General features: G+C 71.8%; 15 protein-coding genes. 1 reads left to right on the top strand and 14 read right to left on the bottom strand.

The genetic code is table 11. The annotated features are described in order from the left end of the window. Window positions 1–56: 56 nt before the first annotated feature. The 7 genes from ACQEVC_RS17095 to ACQEVC_RS17065 all read right to left on the bottom strand — a co-directional run bounded on the left by ACQEVC_RS17095 (window position 57) and on the right by ACQEVC_RS17065 (window position 8,537). Entirely contained in the window at window positions 57–1,043 is a 987-nt protein-coding gene (locus tag ACQEVC_RS17095) for a phosphoglycerate dehydrogenase (protein WP_432878390.1), read from the bottom strand. After that, entirely contained in the window at window positions 1,040–2,650 is a 1,611-nt protein-coding gene (gene xylB / locus ACQEVC_RS17090) for a xylulokinase (protein ID WP_432878388.1), read from the bottom strand. The genes ACQEVC_RS17095 and xylB overlap by 4 nt, the downstream gene beginning before the upstream one ends. 3 nt (window positions 2,651–2,653) lie before the next feature. Then, window positions 2,654–3,745, bottom strand: coding sequence for an ABC transporter permease (locus ACQEVC_RS17085; protein WP_432878384.1), 1,092 nt, complete (start codon window positions 3,743–3,745; stop codon window positions 2,654–2,656). Further along, window positions 3,742–5,313 (bottom strand): sugar ABC transporter ATP-binding protein, encoded by a 1,572-nt coding sequence (locus ACQEVC_RS17080; RefSeq protein WP_432878381.1) that lies wholly within the window; start codon window positions 5,311–5,313, stop codon window positions 3,742–3,744. Before ACQEVC_RS17080 ends, ACQEVC_RS17085 begins: the two co-directional genes overlap by 4 nt. Window positions 5,314–5,333: 20 nt before the next feature. Continuing rightward, complete coding sequence (locus tag ACQEVC_RS17075) at window positions 5,334–6,368, bottom strand: ABC transporter substrate-binding protein (RefSeq protein WP_432878378.1); 1,035 nt, start codon at window positions 6,366–6,368, stop codon at window positions 5,334–5,336. Between the two features lie 32 nt (window positions 6,369–6,400). Further along, on the bottom strand, window positions 6,401–7,189 hold the full coding sequence (locus tag ACQEVC_RS17070) for a glucose-6-phosphate isomerase family protein (RefSeq protein WP_432878376.1): 789 nt from the start codon (window positions 7,187–7,189) through the stop codon (window positions 6,401–6,403). A gap of 556 nt (window positions 7,190–7,745) precedes the next feature. Then, window positions 7,746–8,537 carry a GntR family transcriptional regulator gene (locus tag ACQEVC_RS17065; protein WP_432878373.1) on the bottom strand — a complete coding sequence of 264 codons (792 nt, stop codon included), beginning with the start codon at window positions 8,535–8,537 and terminating at the stop codon, window positions 7,746–7,748. A gap of 99 nt (window positions 8,538–8,636) precedes the next feature. Between ACQEVC_RS17065 and ACQEVC_RS17060 the strand changes: the two genes are divergently transcribed. Then, complete coding sequence (locus ACQEVC_RS17060) at window positions 8,637–9,008, top strand: VOC family protein (RefSeq protein ID WP_432878370.1); 372 nt, start codon at window positions 8,637–8,639, stop codon at window positions 9,006–9,008. Window positions 9,009–9,197: 189 nt separating this feature from the next. On the opposite strand, the gene ACQEVC_RS17055 is transcribed toward ACQEVC_RS17060, so the two are convergent. From ACQEVC_RS17055 to ACQEVC_RS17025, 7 genes are all read right to left on the bottom strand, one after another. Further along, window positions 9,198–11,447 carry a glycoside hydrolase family 127 protein gene (locus ACQEVC_RS17055; protein WP_432878367.1) on the bottom strand — a complete coding sequence of 750 codons (2,250 nt, stop codon included), beginning with the start codon at window positions 11,445–11,447 and terminating at the stop codon, window positions 9,198–9,200. Window positions 11,448–11,741: 294 nt separating this feature from the next. Continuing rightward, window positions 11,742–12,485, bottom strand: coding sequence for a mycothiol-dependent nitroreductase Rv2466c family protein (locus ACQEVC_RS17050; RefSeq protein WP_432878364.1), 744 nt, complete (start codon window positions 12,483–12,485; stop codon window positions 11,742–11,744). Between the two features lie 64 nt (window positions 12,486–12,549). After that, a complete protein-coding gene (locus ACQEVC_RS17045) occupies window positions 12,550–14,103 on the bottom strand; it encodes an ABC transporter substrate-binding protein (protein WP_432878362.1) in 1,554 nt (517 codons plus the stop codon). Window positions 14,104–14,111: 8 nt separating this feature from the next. After that, window positions 14,112–14,969: an enoyl-CoA hydratase/isomerase family protein gene (locus tag ACQEVC_RS17040; protein ID WP_432878360.1), complete on the bottom strand. Its 858-nt coding sequence runs from the start codon at window positions 14,967–14,969 to the stop codon at window positions 14,112–14,114. Then, entirely contained in the window at window positions 14,962–15,753 is a 792-nt protein-coding gene (locus tag ACQEVC_RS17035; protein WP_432878358.1) for an SDR family NAD(P)-dependent oxidoreductase, read from the bottom strand. Before ACQEVC_RS17035 ends, ACQEVC_RS17040 begins: the two co-directional genes overlap by 8 nt. A gap of 253 nt (window positions 15,754–16,006) precedes the next feature. After that, window positions 16,007–16,807, bottom strand: a complete 801-nt coding sequence (locus ACQEVC_RS17030) for an SDR family NAD(P)-dependent oxidoreductase (RefSeq protein WP_432878355.1) — start codon at window positions 16,805–16,807, stop codon at window positions 16,007–16,009. Beyond that, the gene (locus ACQEVC_RS17025) at window positions 16,804–18,300 is read right to left on the bottom strand and encodes an NAD-dependent succinate-semialdehyde dehydrogenase (RefSeq protein ID WP_432878352.1); all 1,497 of its coding nucleotides are present in this window, start codon (window positions 18,298–18,300) and stop codon (window positions 16,804–16,806) included. The genes ACQEVC_RS17030 and ACQEVC_RS17025 overlap by 4 nt, the downstream gene beginning before the upstream one ends. Window positions 18,301–18,314: the final 14 nt, after the last annotated feature.

The raw sequence follows: 18,314 nt of genomic DNA, 5'->3' as shown, positions 1-18,314 counted from the left end.
CCCCCTCCTGCCCTCGCCTGCGCCCGCGCCTGCGCCTGGTCACCGCCGCCGGCCGCTCACCCTGAGCCCGAGCCTGGCCCGCCGGCCGTCCGGACGGGATGCTTCGGAGGAGCGCCGCCGAGCACCGCCAACAGGTCGGCCACGGCGAGCGAGCCCATCCGGTCGATCGCCTCCACGGTCTGCGCCCCGATGTGCGGGGTCACTACAATCCGGTCGGCCAAATCCTCGGCGAGCAGCGGCGAACCGGCACCGGTCGACTCCGTGTCGAGGGTGTCGGCGGCGTACCCGGCGAGCCGGCCGGTGCGCAGCGCCTCGGCGAGGGCCGGCTCGTCGACCAGGTCGGCGCGGGCGGTGTTGACCAGGAGCAGCCCGTCCCGGGCCCCGGCCAGCCACTCGGCGTCGACCAGCGGCCGGCCGCCGCCGGGGGCGTGCAGGGATACTGCCGTACAGCGGCTGGGCAGGTCGGCCAGGTCCGCCGGTTCGGCACCCGCCGCCCGGATCGCCGCCGCGTCCAACATCGGGTCGTACGCGAGCAGCGTGGCACCGAACCCGCGCAGCCGCTCCCCCACCGCCCGACCGATCCGGCCGTACCCGACGAGCCCGACGATCGACGCGCCGAGTTCCCGGCCCCGGGACACGCTCCACTCCCCCGCCCGGACCCGGCGGTCCCCGGCCGGGATGCCGCGCAGTACGGCGAGCAGCAGCCCGACGGTCAGGTCGGCGACCGCCTCGGTGTTCGCCCCCGGGGTGTTGGTCACCACGACGCCGAGTGCCGCCGCCGAGGTCAGATCCACCGCGTCGACCCCGACGCCGTGCCGGGCCAGCACCGCGAGCTGCGGGGCGGCGGCAAGGTGCGCCTCGGTCACCGGCGCGGTGCCGGCGATCCAGCCGACGGCTCCGGCAAGCAGTGGACGCAGCTCGTCGAGCCGGTGGTCGGTCGGGCCGCGTACCACCGTCAGGCCGGCGGCGCGCAGCTCGCCGAGCAGGTCCCGGGAGCCGGACGAGAACGACCGCGAGGTGACCAGCACGTTCCGCCCGCTCATGCCGACCCGCCGCCCGCCAACCCGCCGCCCGCCGACTCGCCGCCCGCCGACCCGCCGCCCACCGACCCGCCGCCCACCGACCCGCCGCCCGCCAACCCGCCGCCCGCTGACTCGCCGCCACGAGCCGCGTTCCACGGCTCCAACCGCCGGTACGCGTCGAGGAAGATCGCGTGCCGTCGCCGGTAGTCGGCGTGCCGGGCCGGATCAGGGGTGAACTCGGCGGTGACCTCGGAGAGATTCCGGGCGGCGCCGAAGTCGTCGACCAGGCCGAGCCCGACCGCCGCGGTGACCGCCGCGCCGAGGCTGTTCGCCTCCTCCACTATGGAACGTCGGCGGACCGTGGCGCCCCAGACGTCCGCGAGGATCCGCAGCCAGGCGTCGCTGGCCGCACCGCCGCCGATCGCGTCCACCCGGTCCACCGGCACACCGTGCTCGCGGAACGCGTCGACGCAGGTGAGCAGGTTGAACGCCACCCCTTCCAGCACGGCCCGGACCAGGTGTGCCCGGTCGTGGTGCCGGCGGAGCCCGACGAACGCCCCGGCCGCGTCCGGATCCCAGTACGGCGACCGCTCGCCGAGCAGGTGTGGCAGGAAGTAGAGCCCGTCCCCGGCCGCCGTGGCGGTGTCGGCCGCCTCGACCAGCCGGTCGAACCGGTCCCCGCCGCCGGCCGGCTCCAGCAGGTCGGCGATCCACTCCAGGGATGCCCCGCCCGCCTGCATGGTGGCGGTCGGCACGTAGTGCCCGGGTACCACGTGGTCGAAGGTCATCGTCCGCATCGCCGGGTCGTGCAGCGGGCGCGGCGCGGCCAGCGACACCCAGGACGACGAGCCGAGATAGCAGTACGCGCCGTCGGCCGGCGAGACGACCCCGGCGCCGACCGCCGCCAGCGGGCCGTCCCCGCCGCCCATCAGCACCGGAGTGCCGGCCCGCAGCCCGGTCGCCTCCGCCGCCGCCGTGGTCACCGTGCCGACCACGGCGGTGGCGGGGACGATCTCCGGCAGCAGCGCCGGATCGAGCCCGGCCGCCCCGAGCACCACGTCCGACCAGGTCCCCCGCTCCTGGTCGTACGCGTTCGTGGAGGAGGCGTCGGACGGGTCGGTGGCGAGCCTCCCGGTGAGCCGGTACACCGCGTAGTCCTTGGCCAGGCAGACGTGCCGGACCCGGGCAAACGTCTCCGGCTCGTGGTCGCGGACCCACATCACCTTGGTTATCGAGTACGTCGGGTTCAGCCGGTGCCCGAGCAGCCGGTACGCCCGCTCCGCCCCGATCCGCGTCACCAGTTCGGCACACTGGGCACCGCTGCGGGTGTCCGCCCAGATGATCGACGGCCGCACCGGCTGGTACGCCGCGTCGAGCAGCACCGCGCCCATCATCTGGCCCGAGATCGCCAGCCCCCGTACGTCGGCGGGATCCACCTCGTGCCGGTCCAGCAGTTGCCGGGTCGCGTCGGTCAGCGCCGTCCACCAGTGCGCCGGATCCTGTTCGACGATCCCAAGCGGGGCGTACCGGGTCGGATAGCTCACGGTGACCGCGCCGACCAGCGCGCCGGTGTCGGTGTGCAGCGACGCCTTGTCGCCGGTGGTGCCGAGATCGTGCGCGATCAGCATCGCTCAGGCCCCCCGCCGGACCCGCCGGCGCCCCTGCAACTGGTCGACCCCCACCGCTACCAGGATCAGTGCTCCGATCGCCACCTGCAACCAGAACGGGTCGACGCCGAGCAGCGTGCCGCCGTTGTTGAGCAGTCCGACGATCAACGCCCCGACCAGGGCACCGAGCGCGGAGCCCCGGGCGCCGAAGAGGCTCGCCCCGCCGATCACGCAGGCGGCGATGGCCTGGAGTTCGTAGCCGGTGCCGGCGGTCGGCACCCCGTTGCCGAGCCGGGAGGCCAGCAGCAGGCCGCCGAGCGCGGCCAGCGTCCCGGCCAGCGCGTAGACGCTGAGCAGCACCGCCCGGACCGGTACCCCGGTCAGCCGGGCAGACTCCGGGTTGGAGCCGACCGCGTAGACGTAGCGGCCCCAGACCGTCCTGCGCAGCCCGAAGCCGACCAGCAGCGCGATCAGTACGGTCAGCCAGATCAGGTTGGCGACGCCGAGGAACTCGCCTCCGGCGATCGAGGTGAACGAGCGCGGCAGCGGCTGGATGGTCCGGCCGTCGGTGTAGAGCAGGGTGAGCCCCCGGGCCATACCCAGGGTGCCGAGGGTGACGATGAACGGCGGCATCTTCAGGATCGCCACCAGTATCCCGTTGACCAGCCCGATCGCCGCCCCGGCGAGCAGCGCCAGCACGACGGCGAGCAGCACCGACCCGCTGCCGGCGGTGTCGAAGACCGCCTTCGCGGCGATCACTCCGGAGAGGCCGACCACCGAGCCGACCGAGAGGTCGACGCCGGCGGTGAGGATCACCAGGAGCTGCCCGATGGCGATGATCGCGTAGATCGAGACCTGACGTCCGAGGTTGTCCAGGTTGGTGCCGGTCAGGAAGGTGTCGGTGGCCAGGCTCAACCCCAGGACCAGGAGTACGAGTACCGGCAGGCCGCCGAAGCCCCGGCCGAGCAGGCTGCCCAGCCCGAGTACCTCCGGCTCGGGCGCGGCCCCCTTCCCGGTGGGTGTCGGTTGGTCGGTGCTGCTCTGCTCCGCCGCCGGTTCCGTCCCGGTCGGGGAGGGCGGTCCGGCGGCCTGGGTCGCGTTGCTGTCGCGGGTCATCGGGACTCCAGCGGGGATCGGGGCTCCAGAGGGGCTGGCGGGGACATCGGGGCCGACAGGTCGGCGGCGGAGGTCGCCGGGCTGGTGAGTCGGAGGATTCCCTCCTCGGTCGCCTCGGCCGCCGGCAGCTCGCCGACGATCCGGCGCTCGCGTACCACGACGATCCTGTCGCAGAGCCCGAGCAGCTCCGGCAGGTACGACGAGACCACCAGTACGGCGATGCCGGTCCGAGCCATTTCGGCGATCGCCTGGTAGATGTCGGCCTTGGCGCCGACGTCGACGCCCTTGGTGGGCTCGTCCAGCAGCAGCACCTTCGCGCCGGTGCCGAGCCAGCGGGCCAACAGCACCTTCTGCTGGTTGCCACCGGAGAGCGAGGTGACCGGGTCGTCGAAGGAGCCGTACTTGAGGCGCAGCCCCTCGACGGCCTGCCGGACGTGCCGGCGCTCCCGGCCGGCGCGCAGCACCGGTCCGCTGGCGACCCGGCCGAGGCTGGCGATCGAGACGTTCGCCTCGATGGAGAGTTCCAGCAGCAGCCCGGACTCCTTGCGGTCCTCGGTGAGCAGCGCGACGCCGTGCCGGGCCGCCGCCCGGGGCGAGCCGGCGGGGATCGGTGCCCCGTCGACCCGGACCTCGCCGCCGTCAACGGGATCGGCGCCGAAGACCGCCCGGACGATCTCCGAGCGGCCGGCGCCGAGCAGCCCGGCCAGGCCGACGATCTCGCCCCGGTGCACGGTCAGCTCGACCGGTGCGGCGAAACCGGGGATCCGCAGGTCGCGTACCTCCAGCCGGGGCGGGCCGATCTCGTGCCGCTCCCCCGGATAGAGGTTCTGCACCGGGCGGCCGACCATCGCCTGGATCAGCGAGTCGTGGTCGTACTCGGCGATCGGCCGGGTCGCCACCACCCGGCCGTCCCGGAGCACGGTGACCCGGTCCCCGACCTCGAACATCTCTTCGAGCCGGTGGGTCACGTAGAGCACGGTGTGCCCGGCGTCGCGCAGCGCGGTGACCCGGTCCAGCAGGGCCGCCGCCTCCCGTTCCGAGAGCGCGGTGGTCGGCTCGTCGAAGATCACCAGTTTGGCCCGGGTGCCGAGGACCCGCGCGATCTCGACGAGCTGGCGGGTGGCGGTCGGCAGGGCGCGTACCGGCTGGTCCAGGTCGAGGTCGGCCAGGCCGACCCGGTCCAGGTGGTCCAGCGCGGTGCGCCGCTGCGCGGCCCGGTCCACGATGCCGAGGAGCCGGCGCGGAAACCGCCCCATGGTCAGGTTGTCCAGCACGCTGAGATCGGGCAGCAGGCTCAGCTCCTGGTAGACGACGCCGATCCCGGCGTCCCGGGTCTGCACCGGGGACGGGCGCGGCCCGAGCGGCACCCCGGCGACCGAATACTCGCCCCGGTCCCGGGCCACCGCGCCGGTCAGCACCTTGATCAGAGTCGACTTGCCGGCCCCGTTCTCCCCGGCGAGGCAGTGCACCTCGCCGGGGAGCAGGTCCAGGTCGACGTCGCCGAGCGCCGTCACCGGCCCGTACGTCTTGGTGACCCCGCGCAGCCGCACCACCGGCTCGTCGCTCATCACACCTCCCGAGGTCCGGGTCAGCCCTTGGTCTTCGGCGGGTTCAGCAGCGCCTGGAGTTCCTCGGCGTCCACGTTTGACTTGTCCACGAGTACGGCGCCCGGGTCGAGCCGCTGCGGCGCGTTGCTGCCGGCCACCGCCATCGCCGCCTCGACCACGCCCTGATAGCCGAAGAAGAACGGGTTCTGTACGACGATCGCGTCGATCCCGCCGGACCGTACCGCCTCCACCTCGGCCGGGTCGGAGTCGAACGCCACCACCGCGACCCGGTCGGCGGCACCCTTCTCCTGCACCGCCTTTGCGGTGCCGACCCCGGAGGTGTTGTTGTCGGCGAAGATCCCGGCCAGGTCAGGTACCCGGGTCAGCGCGTCGTTGACCTGGCCGACGGCCTTGTTCAGGTCGTTGTCGTTGACCAGGGTCTGCACGATCGTCGCCTGCGGGCACTTCTCGGCGAGTCCCTGCTTGAACCCCTCGAACCGGTCGATCAGCACCTGTACGCCGGAGACGGCGGACTCGTGCAGCACCTTGCCGTTCGGCTTGCCGGCCTGGGTGATCAGCTCACAGAGCCGCTGCCCGGCCTGGGCGCCGGCCTTGACGTTGTCGGTGCCGATGAAGCCGTCGCTCTTGGTCTGCACCGCGTTGTCGACGATGACGACCTTGATCCCGCTGGACCGGGCCCGGTCGATCACCCCGTTCAGCGCGGTGGAGGAGTTCGGCGCCAGCACGATCGCCTTGGCGCCGCGCGAGATGGCATCCTCGACCAGGCGTACCTGCGGTTCGATGTCGGCCTCCGAGGTGGGGCCGAACAGGTCGAGTTCGACGCCGAGGTCGCTGCCGGCCTTCTTGGCGCCGGCCAGCATCGACTGCCAGAACTCGGACTCGGTGGCCTTGACGATGACGTCGATCTTCGTACCGGCGATTGCCGCCGTACCGGCGTTCCCGCCGCCGCCGTCGTCCGAGCCGCCGCCGAAGGCCCGGCCGGCGACGACGCCGACGGCCAGGGTGACGACCGCGGCGAGCCCGGCCGCGCCGAGTGAGACGCTCTTCGTTGCCATGGGGTCTCCTATCCGTGGAAGCTGGCGGTGGGTCAGGGCTTGCCGGTCCGGGGCTTGCCGGCCGGGGCGCCGAACGGGACGAGGTCGACCCGGGCGGCGGCGGGCCGAGCGGCGTTGTCGACCCGGCAGGCCCACAGACCGTTGTCGGCCCGCCGGGCCTGCAGACCGTCGTCGACCGGCCGGGCCTGCAGACCGTCGTCGACCGGCCGGGCCTGCAGACCGTTGTCGGCTCGCCGGGCCTGCAGACCGTTGTCGGCTCGCCGGGCCCGCAGACCGTTGTCGACCCGGCGGGCCCGCAGACCCATGCCGTGCTCGACCACCCAGCCGTAGTCGTGTCCGGCGCTGCCCGGATAGACGGCGAGGAACCGGTACGGCTCGTCGCCGACGTTGACGCTGCGGTGCGCCCAGCCCGGCGGGATGTAGCCGATGGTCCCCGGGCTCATCTCCAGCCACTCGGCCCGCTCGCCGTCGAAGAGCAGCAAGCCGCCGTGGCCGGACAGGCCGAGGTAGATCTCGCCCTGCGGGTCGGGATGCTGGTGTCCCTTGGTCATCCAGAACTCGCCACCGGTTTCGCCCGGATAGATCGTGGTGATCGACTGCGGCAGTTCCCGGGGCACCTCGGGGACGGGTGAGGAGACGACGGTGTAGACCACTGGATCACCGTCGGCGACCGCCCGCGCCCAGGCGTCACCGTCGGCGAACAGCCCTTCGAGGTCCGACATCCGCCGGGTCAGGACCTGGCCCTGCGGCTCCAGCGTGGCGTTGTCGGCACCGAAGCTGATCGCGAAGGGCTGGATCGGCGGGGTCGCGCTGGTAGTCACGTCGTCTCCCGTTCCGTCGTGTTTCGAAACACTGTCGTCCTGTCATTACAGGATGTCAAGGCTTCTATCGAAGCCGCTTCTCGCTCCCCCGCCGCCGGTGGCGCTGGTGGGAGGGCCAAGATTCTTGTCGAATTAGGGCTCGTGACGAACCACAAATCGCCAAGAATCTTGGTCCGGCAGTCGGCACCGTCGTGCGACGCGGCACCGGCGGAGGGACGGGCACGGCCGGCGGCGGACGCGGCGGGGACGAACGCGGCGGCGGGGGGCGGACGCGGCGGGGGCGGCGGCGAACGCGGCGGGGGCGGCGGCGAACGCGGCGGGGGGCGGCGGCGAACGCGGCGGGGGCGGCGGCGGGGACGGGGACGAACGCGGCAGCGGCGGGGGCGGCGGCGGGGACGGGGACGAACGCGGCAGCGGCGGGGACGGGGACGAACGCGGCGGCGGCGGGGGCGGCGGGGGCGAACGCGGCGGCGGCCGGGCGTTCCCCGACGCCGGGCGCGCGCTCGACGACGTCGGCGGGGGCCGTGCCGCACAACCGGCCGACCGGACTACCAGGTCAGGACTTGACGAGTACCAGCGGACTGCCGGGTCGGCCGCTGGCCGTGGTCCGGGTCAGCTCGACCTGGAACCGGCTCCGGTCGCCCCGGTGCAGCGCGAGGAAACTCTCCACCGGTCGGCCGGACTCCCCGATGCTGATGCTGCGCAGCGCGAGCACCGGATCACCGCGCCGGATGCCGAGCAGCCTCGCCTGGGCGGCGCTGGCCACCGCCGCCTCGACCGAGCGCACCCCCCGGACCAGCCGCACCCCGTACGACGATTCGAGCACCTGGTAGAGCGACCGGTCGGTGAGGTCCTCGTCGACGAGTCCCGGGGCGAGACCGGCCGGCAGGTGGGTCACGGTCCAGACCCACGGCTCGTCGTCGACGAGACGCAGCCGTTCCAGGTGGATCACCGGATCGCCGGGCGCGATCTCCAGGTCGGCGGCGACGGCGGCGTCCGCCGGCAGCACCTCGGCCCGGCGTACCTCGCTGCGCAGGTGGCCGCCCCGGGCGGCGACGTCCTCGAAGAGCCCGGTGAGGGACTGCACCAGCCCTTCGGCGGTCTTCGGATGCGCGACGAAGGTGCCCCGGCCCTTCACCCGCTCGATGACGCCCTCGTTCTCCAGGTCGGTCAGGGCCTGCCGGACGACCGTACGGGAGACGTCGTACTTGGCGCACAGCTCGTGGTCGCCGAGCAGGCGGTCGCCCGGTTGGCGGCGACTCCGTTCGATGTCCCGGACGATCAGTTGCTTGAGCTGGTAATACATCGGCAGCGGCGAGCCGCGGTCGATCCGGTCCCCTGCCTGCATGTCATGAGAGGATAACAGGCAACGGACACGGCATTGCCGCCCTTACGCGCGACCAGGCACGGAGCCGCGAATGTCGTACCCGCGCCCTACGCTGGCCCGATGGACTGGAAGATCGAACTCATCCCCGTTCCGGTGACCGACGTCGACCGGGCCAAGGCCTTCTACGAGAAGGTGGGGTTCAACGCCGACCACGACCACAGGGTGCACGAGGGCCTGCGGTTCGTGCAGTTGACCCCGCCCGGCTCGGCCTGCTCGATCGTGATCGGCGACGGCATCACCGACAAGACTCCCGGCACGCAGGAGATCCAGGTCGTGGTGGCCGACGCCGAGGCGGCGCGCCGGCAGTTGCGCGAAGCGGGCGTCGAGGCGAGCGAGGTCGACGCGCAGGCATGGGGCAATTTCGTCTACTTCCGCGATCCGGACGGCAACCGCTGGTCGTTGCAGGCGATCGAGTCGCGCCCGAACGGTTAGACCCCGACGCCACGCGGTTGAACCTGGCGCCACGCGGTTGAACCTGGCGCCACGCGGTTGAACCTGGCGCCACGCGGTTGAACCTGGCGCCACGCGGTTGAACCTGGCGCCACGCGGTTGAACCTGGCGCCACGCGGTTGAACCTGGCGCCACGCCGGGGGCGTGGCGCCAGGTCGTCGGGTAACCGTCTCAGGACTTCAGTTCGTCCTCGGCGTTGCCGGCGGCGGTGACGATGTCCCAGCGCTCGTCCCGGGTGATCAGCCCGGCCTGCACCCACTCGGTGGAGATCCGGGAGACCCTGGTCATGAACTGGCTGTGGTTCTTGAACGGCGCCGCCGCCCAGACCTCGTCGAGGAACGACGTACCGTCCGGGCGCTCCCGGTTCGGCACACCGGAGTCGTGCGAGCCGAACACGATCGCCGGCTCGGAACGCCGGAAATAGACGTGGTGCGCCTGGGTGTCGCCGACGTAGAGCGGCCGCAGCGTGTGCTCGTTGGTGGCGAAGGTGCCGTCGCCGGCCGGTACGACCGCCCGGGACAGGTCACCGGCCAGGGTGAAGTGCCGGTAGAGCGAGAACTCCTTGAAGGTGTTTCCGGTGCCCAGCGCCGGCAGCAGCACCGGACCGTTGAAGACCGCCTGGACGTCCGGGTCGTCCAGCGCCTTCTCCAGCCGGAGTACGAACGGGATGATCACCTCGATGGTGTCGCCGGGCTTCCAGTTCCGCTGGATGCTCAGGTAGCTGCCCGGGGTGACCTTGCCCTTCCGGGTCACCCCATTGATCTTGACCGAGAAGTCCTTCGCCCAGCCCGGTACCCGGAGCCGGATGTCCAGCCGGCCCCGGCCCTGCACCGTCAGCTTGGCCTGCTCGCTGCGCGGATAGTCGGTCTCCTGCCGGATGATGAACCCGTTCGCCTCCCAGGTCAGCACCGACGCGACGTAGAGGTTGACGTAGAGCGTCGAGTTGTCGGCGGACCGGAAGTAGACGGACTCCTGATATTTGGTGTGGTTCTCCAGGCCCGACCCGCCGCAGCAGGTGCCGGTGTTGCCGTAGCCCCGGGTGCTGCCCGGGGTCAGCGGCAGGAAGTAGGTGACGTTCGGGGTGGTGGCGCTCTCGGTGTCCCGCTTGGACCCGAGGATGTGGTTGAGCAGGGTGCGCTCGTAGTACTCCATGTAGGTCGGGTCCGGGTCGTGGAAGAACAGGTTCCGGGCCACCTTGAGCAGGTTGTACGACGTACACGTCTCGGCGCCGTTCCCGGCGATCGAGTTGGCGATGTTCCCCCTCGGCTGGAACAGTTCGGCGTTGGTGTTCGCCGGCAGGTCCGGGGTCGCCGGCCAGGTGCCGCTGGTGCCGCCGTGCGCGTACATCCGGTGCGGCACCACCATGTGCCAGAAGTTCTCGGTCGCCGCGTGGTACGTCTCCTCGGCCCCCTGGTCGAAGACCCGCAGGTAGCCGACGAACTGCGGCACGTGGGTGTTCGCGTGCAGCCGGGTGATGATGTCCCGGTCCTCCACGCAAGCGTCGAAGAGGGACTGCCGGTTGTCGAAGCACTTCGCCGTGGCCAGATACTTCGGGTCCCCGGTGAGGGCGTGCAGGTCCGCCATCACCTCGTTCATCCCGCCGTACTCGCCGGCGATGTAGATGGCCCACATCCGGTTCAGGGTCTCCCGGGGCAGCACCGAGAGCCGGCTGTGCACCCAGTCGCCCATCGCGGTGACCACGGCGAGCGCCTGGGCGTTGCCGGCCAGCAGGTACGCGTCGAGCAAGCCCCGCATGATCTTGTGACAGGTGTAGTACGGCGCCCAGATCGTCGGGTACGTGGCGAAGGACTCCAGCCGGACGAACTGGTCCTCCGGATAAGCGGCCAGGAAGCCGGGGTGGCTGTACTTCCCGCTCGCCGCCATCGCTGCCTGGCAGGCAGCCAGTTCGGCGACGATGTAGTCCACCTTGTCTCCGAAGAGCGAGTCGCCGGTGGAGGCGTACGCCTGGGCGAAGGCGGTGATCAGGTGCCCGCTGTAGTGACCGCGCAGGTTGCCGGTGGCGTCGTCCCAGCCGCCCGGCGGGCTCGACCCCTCCGGCAGCGGCAACCCGGCGGTGACCCGGAAGTTGTGCAGCACCCGGTCGGCCGGGTACCCCCGGAGCAGGTTCAGCACCCGGTCCCGCTTCTCGGCGAAGAGCGTACCGTCGAGCAACTCGACCTGGTCCAGTCCGAACGGCTTCACCACCCAGCGCGGGTTGCGGTCGTAGAAGTCTCCCTGGGACAGCGTCGCGGCGGTCACCGCGGCCCCGTCCGGTACGGCGGCGCGGGCCGGCGCCACCTCGGCGGGTGCGGCCGAAGCCGCTCCGACCGGCAGTTGGGTCGCGGCGACGGTGCCGGCGGTCACCGCGCCGACGGTCCGCAGGAAACGGCGACGGTCAAGTGGGTGCTGGTCTGCGACCACTGTCAACCTCCTCGGTGGTGGCTCTGGTGTCTCCGGCGCCCGTCCCGCCGATCGCGGCGCGGCAGGCACCGACGTGCTGGCTGACTTCCGATCCGTTGCGGCACCTGACGTCCCGGGGCGTTCGGTGACGCCTCGTCACCTCTCGGCAGGTCGGTGTCGATGTGATCGCTAACATTCAACCAGAGACATGACCGGCCATGATTGCGACAGTTGTCGAAATTCCCGGCCCCGATCGACCACCGACAGTTCGGGGTGATCGCGTTCAGCGGCCCGCCGAGCCGCCGGGCGGGTGGGTCAGAGCGGGGTCACGGAGCCCGCCGGAGCCGGGGCCGGTGCCGACTCGTCCGAGGGTGCCGGCCGATCGGGTACGGGTGGCAGCCACGGCCTCGACCCGAAGGTGAGTTTGGACGGCTGTACCCGCCAGCCCGGCAGGTTCGGCTGTTCGGTGCGGTGCCGCTTCAGTTCGAAGAAGTTGTCGTACCGGGCGAGCCAGCGGAGATGTTGCCAGATCTTGACCGCGTCCTCGTCGTCCGGCAGTTGGCTGAGTACCGGTCCGAAGATGGCCGGGCCGGCGCCGCCGTCCAGTACCAGGGTGGGCAGGCCGATCCCGCCCTTCTCCGTGACCAGGTGCCGGTGCTGGTCGAGTACGTCCAGCCAGGTGGCCGGGTCGGCGAGCGCCTCGGTGAAGAGCGACCGGTCGAAGCCGGCCTCCTCGACCGACTCGGCCACCGCGAGGTCCCGATCCTTGGCCGGCTCGCTGGTCTCCCAGACCCGGTTGCCGAGGGCCTGGTAGAACCGCCCGATCGCCTTCGAGTTCTCCTTCCGGCCGATCGCGGCGGCGGCCCGCAGCGCGGTCGCGGATCGGGCGGTCTCGCCCAGCGGCACCGGGTCGGCCCCCTCGGCGAGGTTCGCCACCTCCAGGCAGTACAGCGCCCAGTCGAGTTCGATCTCGCCGAGCGCTTCCAGCCGGCGGGCCCACCGGCTGGCCTGGTAGCACCAGGGGCAGCGCGGGTCGAAGTAGAACGTGACCTTCTCCATCTGGCTTCTTCTCCTCCGTGGACGGTCGCGCCGGACCTGGTCGGTCCGGCGCGACCGCGCGCCGCTAGCTGCTGCGGGAGACCTTCTCCCAGGCCACCCAGGGCACGCCCTGGTCGAGCCCCTGGACCGTCTTCGCCGCCACGTTGAACGTCTGCCGGGTGAAGAGGATCTTGTTGTACGCCTTGTCGTTAATGATCTTGAACGCTTCCTGGTACGCCGCGGCCCGCGCCGCCTCGTCCTTCCCCTGCCGGCCCCGCTCCAGTACGGCGTCCAGCGCCGGGTCCTTGACCCCGCTGTTCAGCCCGTCCGAGCCGAAGTACCGGTCGATGCTGAGCCCCAGTGCCGGGTCGTAGTTGCCGACGAAGGCGAAGTCCAGCACCCAGTTGTTCGAGGCGAAGTTGTCGTTGCGGGTCTGCAACGGCTCCTGGTTGATCGCCTTGACGGTGATCCCCGCCTCGGCCCACATCGTCTTGATCGCCTCGGCGACCTGCATCTCCTCCTGGGCACCGCCGAGCATGATCTCGACCTCCAGGCCGCCGAGCTGCTGCACCAGCTCCTTCGCCCTGGCCTGGTCGTAGCCCCGGTAGCCGTCGACGCCGGCCTGGTAGAAGAGCCCACCCGGCGCGGTCGGCGTCTCCGCCTTCTCGTTCAGCCCGCCGAACAGCACCTTGTTGATGGTGTCGGCGTCGGTGGCGTACGACAACGCCTCCCGGGCCCGCTGGTCGTTCAGCGGCGCCTTCAGGGTGTTGTACTGCAACTGCCACACCGAGACCGCCGCCACCGGCGCCAGGGTGAACTGCTGCTTCGCCTGGGTCAGCAGCGGTACGGTGGTGATCCCCTCCAGCACGTCCGCCGAGCCGGACTGCAACGCCGCGTACGCCGTCTGGTCGGAGCCGATGGTCTTGAAGGTGAGCTTGTCCAGGTACGGCGCTGACGTGTCGTAGTAGTTCTCGTTGCGCTTGAGCACGAGTTCCTGGTTGGCCACGTTGCTGACCACCGCGAACGGACCGGCCCCGACCGGCTTCTGCCCGAACGCGTCCGCGCCCATCGACTGCAACGCGGCCGGCGAGGGTACCCAGTTCGGGGCCTCGTTCACGAACGACGCGATCACCAGCGGGAACGGCCGGGAGAACCTGAGGACGACCTTGCTGTCGCCGTCGGTCTCCACCGACTGCACCGGCTTGAACAACGGTACGCAGCGGCAGGCGTTCTTCGGGTCGAGCGAGCGGTCGAGGTTGGCCTTCACGGCGGCGGCGTTGAACGGCGTACCGTCGGAGAACCTGACGCCCTCGCGGAGGGTGATGGTCACCGAGAGCTGGTCGGAGGCGAAGGTGTAGCCGGTGGCCAGGGAAGGTTCGATCTTGTTGTCCGGCCCCTGTGTGAAGAGCTGGCCGAAGATGGCGTTCCGGTACTCGTGGTTGGCGACGCCGGAGGCGACCGGGTCGAGCGTCGGCCAGCGGGCGAGCCCGCCCTCCGACACCAGGACGGTCAGCTCGCCGCCCCGCTTCGGTGCGCCGGTCGCGGCGGCACCGGGCGCGCCGCCCGAGCCACAGGCGGCCGAGGCCAGCGCCAGAGTGGCGACAAGCGCGGCGACGACGCCTTTCCTTCGCCTGTTCATGGTGTTCCTCATTCTCTGGGTGGTACTGGCGGTGGATGTGTCGAGCCCGTCGGGGCCCCGCCGGCAGCCGCCCCGCCCCGCTGGTCGAGGAAGGAGCGCACAGAGTTCCGATGTTCATCCGTGGTGTAACAGATGGCCTGGGCCTGGCTGCCGAGGCTGGCGATCTGGTCGAGCGAGGACTCGAAGCTGCGGTTGATGATCGACTTGGCCAGCATCAGGGCCGGCCGGGAGCGGGCGGTGAACCGGCCCGCGTACTCGACGGCGTGCCCGAGCACGGCACCCGGCGCGGAGAGCAGGTCCACCAGGCCGATCTCCAGCGCCTCGGCGGCCTGCACCCGGCGGCCGGAGAGCAGCAGCTCCTTGGCCCGCTGCGGGCCGACCCGGCGGGGCAGGTGGTACATGCTGCCGCCGTCCGGGATCAGGCCGCGCAGCACGAAGCTGGCCACGAACGACGCCGCCGGGTCGGCGACGATGAAGTCGCAGGCCAGCGCGAGGTCCATGCCGAGCCCGGCGGCCGGCCCGTTCACCGCCGCGATGGTCACCTGGTCCAGCCGGTGCAGCCCGGCGGTCAGCGCGTACGTGCCGTGCTGGCGCTGCCAGCCCCGGATCGCCACCTCACCGGGCGGGGCGGCCAGCCGTTGCTCCATGGCCCGGATGTCGCCACCGGCGCAGAACGCCGTACCGGCACCGGTCAGGATCACCACCCGGACCTCGGTGTCCCGGCCGACCTCGGCCAGCGCCTCGACCAGCGCGGCCCGGGTGGCGTCGTCGATCGCGTTGCGTACCGCCGGGCGGTTGAGGGTGACCGTGGCGATCGGCCCGTCCACCGCCACCAGTACCGGGGCAGGGGTGTGCGGCTCAGCCATGGACGGCTCGATCCACGCCACCGGTCAGCGCGACCACCTCGCCGGTCATCGCCACCGACAGCGGCGAGGCGAGGAAGGCGACGAACGCGGCGATCTCCTCGGCGGTGACCAGCCGGCCCAGCGCGGTACGCCCGGCGACGTGCGCCAGGTGCTCCGCCAGGGTCACCCCGCGGCGCTTCGCCACCTCGGCCATCCGGGACTCCAACGTCTCGGTGACCGTGGTGAACGGGTGTACGGCGTTGACCGTGATGCCGTCCCGGCCCAGCTCCAGGGCGAGCGACCGGGTCAGGTGCACGATCGCGGCGTTACGGGCGCCGGCCGAGATGGCGCCGCCCTCCCGGGCCTTGTGCCCGGCGATGTTGATGATCCGGCCGAAGCCCCGGGCCCGCATCCCCGGCACCACCGCCCGGCAGCAGCGCATCGTGCCGAGGAACTTCTCCTCGAACGAGGTCAGGATCAGCTCGTCGCTGACGTGGTCGAAGTCCTCGGCCTGGTTGCCGCTGACCACCGCGCCGTTGTTGACCAGGATGTCGACCCCGCCGAACTCCTCGGTGACCTGCCGGACCATGGCCTCGACCGAGTCGGCGTCCCGCAGTTCGGCCTGTACCGGAAGGGTCCGGCCGGGGCCGGACAACTCCGCCGTGGCGGCGCAGGCCCGGTCGAGGCTGCGGCTGGAGACGGCGCAGTGCACGCCCTCGGCCACCAGGGCCCGGGCGATCGCCTTGCCGATGCCCGCACTGCCGCCGGTGACGATGGCTCTCTTGTCCGCCAGGCCCAGATCCATGAGTTCGGTCTTCTTCCTGTTCCATCTCCGCCGCCGCCGCGCAGCGGGCGGGCCGGTCGACCAAGCCGTCTAGCTGCGGAAACGTTGCGGGCGGTACCGGGTCATAGGATGGGTATCGGGAGAGGATCTTTCCCTCTCAGTTGCTCGTACATTACGAACGGATTTCTCGTGGCGCTAGATCTGCTCGTATAGTTCTGTATTGCAGAACCATTGCGGATTCTGCGGCTGCCCGGGCAGGCCCGGACCCCGGGTTTCAGTGGAAGAACGCGCCGCCGTCGACCACGACGGTCTGGCCGGTGATGAAACTCGACATCGGGCCGGCCAGGAAGCGCACCGCCCCGACCACGTCCCGGGGACGCTGCTCGCGGGCCAGCACCCGCTTGCCGGGCGCGGCCCGGCGCAACCCGGCCAGGTCGGCGCCACCGTCCAGGATGCCGTCGCTGACCGTGAAGCCCGGTGCCACGGCGTTGACCAGGATGTTGTCCTCACCCAGCTCCCGGGCGGTCGCCCGGGTCATCGCGATCACCGCACCCTTGCTGGCGACGTAGTGCAGCAGGTGCGAGACGCCCTTGAACGCGGTGGTGGAGGCGATGTTGACGATCCGGCCGCCGCCGCGGTCCCGCATCGGCCCGACCACGGCCCGGATGCAGAGGTACGACCCGAGCACGTTGACGTCCATCACCCGCTGCCACTCGGCGACGTCGATCTCCTCCAGCGGCCCCGGCCGGAGCGTGGTGAAGATGCCGGCGTTGTTGACCAGGATGTCGATCCCGCCGTACGCCCGGACCACCTCGACGGCCAGCTCCCGGGTCGCCGCCTCCGACGAGACGTCCACCGGCAACCCGAGCGCGTCGATCCCGGCGTCCCGGAGTTCGGCGGCGGTCTCCGCCGCGCCGGCCCGATCGGCGACCACCACCCGGGCACCGGCACAACCCAGGTCCTCGGCGATGGCCCGGCCGATCCCGATCGCCCCGCCGGTGACGATGGCGACCCGGCCGGTCAGTTCGGCCGCCCCGGCCAGCAGGTTCACCGGCCGGTCCCGGGCGGTACTCACCGGTCCAGCCCGGCCAGGTTGACGTACTTGAGTTCCAGCCACTCGTCGAGGCCGTACTTCGAACCCTCCCGGCCGTTGCCGGACTGCTTGATCCCGCCGAACGGCGCCTGCTCGCCGGAGACCCGGCCGGTGTTCACCGCCACCATGCCGGTCTCGATCGCCTCCGCCGTCCGCCAGATCTGCCCGAGGTTGTGCCCGTAGAGATAGGCGACCAGCCCGTACTCGGAGTCGTTGGCCAGCGCGACCGCCTCGTCCTCGGTCGTGAAGCCGCGGATCGCCGCGACCGGGCCGAAGGTCTCCTCCCGCCAGGCCAGCGCCGCCGCGGAGAGCCCGTCGACCACGGTCGGCTGGAAGAAGGTGCCGCCCAGCTCGTGCGGCTGGCCGCCGGTGAGCACCCGACCGCCCCGGTCCACCAGGTCGGCGACGTGCCGCCGCACCTTCGCCAGGCCCTGCACGTCGATCAGCGGGCCCATCTCCACGCCCTCGGTAAAGCCGGTGCCGACCCGCACCGCCTCGGTACGCCGCAGCAGCGCCTCGGTGAACCGCTCCCGGATCCCCTCCTGCACCAGGATCCGGTTCGCCGCCGTGCAGATCTGCCCGGCGTTGCGGTACTTGGCCGAGAAGATCCCCTCGACCGCCAGCTCCGGGTCGGCGTCGTCGAAGACCACGAACGCCGCGTTCCCACCGAGTTCCAGGGAGACCTTCTTGATCCCGTCCGCGCACTGCCGCATCAGCAGCCGGCCCACCTCGGTCGAGCCGGTGAAGCTGAGCTTGCGGACCACCGGGTTGCCGGTCAGCTCGCGGCCGATCTCCGGCGCGTCCTGCGCCGCCCCGGTGACGATGTTCAGTACCCCCGGCGGCACCCCGGCCCGCCGGCCCAGCTCGGCCAGGACGAGCGCGGTCAGCGGGGTCTGCTCGGCCGGCTTGAGCACCAGCGCGCAGCCGGCGGCCAGCGCGGGCGCCGCCTTCCGGGTGATCATCGCGGCCGGCAGGTTCCACGGGGTGATCCCGGCGACCACCCCGACCGACTGCTTCCAGACCAGGATCCGCTCGGTCGGCGAGTGCGACGGGATCACGTCGCCGTAGACCCGCCGCCCCTCCTCGGCGAACCAGTCCAGGAACGCGGCGCTGTAGAGCACCTCGCCGCGCGCCTCCGGGAACGGCTTGCCCTGCTCGGCGGTGAGCACCGTGGCGACGTCGTCCACGTGGGACCGGATCAGCTCGGCCCAGCGGCGCAGGATGCCCGACCGGTCGATCGCGGTCCGCCGCCGCCACTCCGGCAGCGCCCGCCGGGCCGCCTCGATCGCCTGGGCCGTCTCCGCCCGGCCGAACCGGGGTACCTCGGCGAGCAGTTCGCCGGTGCCCGGGTCGTGCACCGGAAACCGGGCACCGCTGTCCGCACCGACCCACTCGCCGCCGACGTACGCGTCGGTGCGCAGCAGGCTCCGGTCGGAGATCCTTGAGGTGATCACATCACCGATTGCCGTGGTCAACGTTCCTCCCGCCG

It is taken from the genome of Plantactinospora sp. CA-294935, assembly GCF_050936445.1.
Classification (GTDB): Bacteria; Actinomycetota; Actinomycetes; order Mycobacteriales; family Micromonosporaceae; genus Plantactinospora.
The sequence above is the reverse complement of the archived record's forward strand: the minus strand, read 5'-3'. Positions and strand labels throughout refer to the sequence as shown.